Origin of the sequence: Terriglobus sp. YAF25, assembly GCF_052113305.1 — a bacterium.
Lineage (GTDB): Bacteria > Acidobacteriota > Terriglobia > Terriglobales > Acidobacteriaceae > Terriglobus.
Genome location: NZ_JBFRCY010000552.1, coordinates 1 through 3,191, shown reverse-complemented (window position 1 = coordinate 3,191; position 3,191 = coordinate 1). Strand labels below are relative to the sequence as shown.

Here is a 3,191-nt window from a genome sequence, read left to right as displayed (position 1 = left end):
GGAGCCCTCGGGTTGCACCAACGCGCGCAACAGCAGGCGTTCGGTCTCGGAGACAGGAGCAACCGCGTTCTGACGGACGGAGCCAAGCCGGTTGGCGGCTGCCTGCTTCATCTCCTGCCTGAGGATGGATGAGTCGATGCCAAGCTTCTGGGCTGCATCGGTAATAAAGGCGTCACGTTGAATCGCTGAGGGGACACGCCGAATGTGCGGCATGAGGTAGTTCACCGCCTTAACCTTGGCCTCCGGCGTACGCGGCGGAAACTGAGTACGTGCCCGCTCGATCAGATAATCGGAGTGTCTTCGGGCGCCGCGCAGAGCTGCACCATAGGCCTGGATGCCTTGTTCGCGGACAAAGCGGTCAGGGTCCAAGCCGCCTTCAAGAGTAACAACCTTAACCTCGAAGTCTTCTTCGGTAAGCAGCGCGATGGACTTCTCCGCAGCGGCGGCTCCGGCCGTATCAGGGTCGAAGTTCACGACAACGCGTTTGGTGAAGCGGGAGAGCAGGCGGACCTGGGCCTCGGTGAAGGCAGTGCCGCTGGTGGCCAGGACAGGCTGAATGCCGGCCATAAAGACGGAGATACAGTCCATCTGGCCTTCCACCAGCAGGGCGTAATCCTGCGCCCGGATGGCGGCTTTTGCTTTATCCAGATTGAAGAGGACCTGTCCCTTGGTATAGAGAGGTGTCTCCGGCGAATTGAGATACTTCGGAGTCTTTTCGTCAGGAAGCAGAGCACGCGCTGTGAAGGCGATGACCTTGCCCTGTTCGTTGCAGATGGGAAAGGTGACGCGGTTGCGGAAGCGGGCATAGAGATTGCCGGTTGGCAGTCCCTGCTGGTCCTGCTCTTTGCTGGTGAACAGACCGCTGGCGCGCAGCACCTCTTCGCTGAAGTGTTTCCGCAGCTCGTCGCGCATGTGGTTGAAATCGTCTGGGGCGAAGCCGATGCGGAAGCGTTGTACGGTCTCAGGTGTAATACCTCGGCCGCTCATATACTCGCGGGCGCGGGCTGCCATGGGGGAGTTCAAGGCTGCCTGGAAGTACTGCGTGGCGGCCTCGTGGACATCGAGAAGCTGGCGTCGCAAGCCCGCTTCCCGGGCCTCTTCAGGGGAAGAGAAGTCGCGTTTGGGCAGCGGGATACCGGCCTTCTGGGCGACGATGCGCAACGCTTCGGGGAAACCTACATTTTCCAGCTTCATGACAAAGGTGAAGACATCGCCCTTCTCATGGCAGCCGAAGCAGTAGAAGTAGCCGTGGACTGCGTTTACGGAGAAGGAGGGCGATTTCTCTTTGTGGAAGGGGCAAAGGCCGGAGTAGTTCTGGGCTCCACTTTTGCGGAGGCGGACGTACTCCTCGACGATCTTAACGATGTCGGCCTGCTGCTTGACGAGCTGTGCGAAATCATCCGCCACTGGTTCTTTCTAGTGTAGGTGAGCCGATGTTGCCCTAGAGCCTTCTCCCTGTCGCTGGGTATCCCGGAAGAGGAGTGCAGCGGCGTTTTCATTGCGGAAAACGCCCATAGATGCAGAAGTCCTACGCTACACCTACAGGGAAACGGCCTTATCGGAGAAAGCTCGGCAGCACCTCGGTGGCGTTGCCCAGGAAGATGGTGTCGAATGCCTCTGCATTCAGCGGTTCTTCCGGGCCGACATAGATTGTCTTCAGGCCACGCTGATTAGCGATCTGGACAAAGCCAGCGGCCGGATAGACCGAGCCCGAGGTACCCACAACCAGGAAATGGGTCGATGTCGCGAGACGGCTGTAGATCTCATCCATATTCAGCGGAATCTCACCGAACCAGACGATGTGCGGTCGCACTACCGCACCGCAGGTGGTGCATACCGGTAATGCAGCGGCCTTCTCATAGAAGGCATGGTCCGTGAAGGGTTCTTCGCAGCGCACGCACCGCGACTCGAAGAGGGAACCATGCATGTGGTGTACGCGTTGGGAGCCACCACGCTCGTGGAGGTCATCGACGTTCTGCGTGCAGAGATACAGGCGATCGCCAGACTTCTGTTCCAGGGCGGCCAGGGCGCGATGAGCTGCGTTCGGCTCCGCGGCCATGGCGTCACGCCTCCGCATGGAGTAGAAACGCCACACCAGCTCTGGATCGGCCTCCCAGGCTTCGGGGGTAGCGACTTGTTCGACACGGTAGCCATTCCACAGGCCACCGCTTCCTCGGAAGGTGGCAAGACCGCTCTCAGCGGAGATGCCGGCGCCGGTCAGGATAAAGAGACGATCGTTCTCGCCTAACCCAAGTTCGCTCATGCTGCCTAGAATAGTCCCTGTGCTGACACCTGAGCAGAAAGAGAACCTCGTTGTCGTGCTGGCCGGCGCGCGCAACCCGTTGAACATCGGCGCAGCGGCTCGTGCGATGAGCAACTTTGGCTTTCGCACCCTGCGGATCGTGACGGAGTTCCCGCTGCCGGTCACGGAAGCAAAGAGCGCCGTGGATGCCGCCGAGGTGATGCAACAGGCGACGGTTCATACCAGCTTCGCCGAGGCCATCGGGGACTGCGGCCTGATCTACGGCACGACGGCGGTCGGCAGCAGGAGACTGGAGCATCCGGTCGAGCCGTTGCCGCAGGCTGCTGCTGCCGTGAGAAATGTGCTGGCTGGAAAGCAGAGAGCGGCCATTGTCTTTGGCAGCGAGAAGACGGGCATGAGCAATGAGCAGATGAGCTACTGCTCCGGCCTGCTGACGATTCCGATGGAGGTACATGGCACCTCCATGAACCTGGGGCAATCCGTGGCGGTCTGTCTGTGGGAGCTTACTCGTGATGGAGTGAGCGGAGGTGTGATGCCGGAGGATGGGTTTGCCGACAGCGCTGCGGTAGACCGTTTCGAGGCAGTGCTTCGCGAAGGTCTGACAGCGACCGGGTATGAGGCGAAGTTTCCGGCCAACTGCGGCGAAGAGATGACACGCCGCCTGGTGCGCCGGCTGCGGTTGAACCGGAGGGATGCCGAGATCTGGACGGGCATCTGGCGGCAGGTGCTTTGGAAGCTGCGGCAGTAGAGCATTTTCCCTGTAGGTGTAGCGCAGCGCTCCCGCATCTATGGGCGTTTTCCGTAATGAAAACGCCGCCGCACTCCCCCTCCGGGATACCCGGCAACAGGGAAAATGCGACTAGAGCATTTYYCCTGTAGGTGTAGYGCAGGGCGTTTGCATCTATGGGCGTTTTCCTCAATGAAAACG

The 3,191-nt window shown here is 60.2% G+C and carries 3 protein-coding genes; 1 reads left to right on the top strand and 2 read right to left on the bottom strand.

Going from position 1 to position 3,191, the window contains the following annotated elements:
• The coding region (dnaG, locus tag AB4043_RS19905) for a DNA primase (protein ID WP_442307876.1) at positions 1-1,407 on the bottom strand (1,407 nt) is incomplete at its 3' end.
• A 148-nt stretch (positions 1,408-1,555) separates the two neighbouring features.
• Entirely contained in the window at positions 1,556-2,263 is a 708-nt protein-coding gene (locus AB4043_RS19900) for an SIR2 family NAD-dependent protein deacylase (protein WP_442302230.1), read from the bottom strand.
• 19 nt (positions 2,264-2,282) lie between these two features.
• Between AB4043_RS19900 and AB4043_RS19895 the strand changes: the two genes are divergently transcribed.
• On the top strand, positions 2,283-3,011 hold the full coding sequence (locus tag AB4043_RS19895) for an RNA methyltransferase (protein ID WP_442307875.1): 729 nt from the start codon (positions 2,283-2,285) through the stop codon (positions 3,009-3,011).
• Positions 3,012-3,191 lie beyond the last annotated feature (180 nt).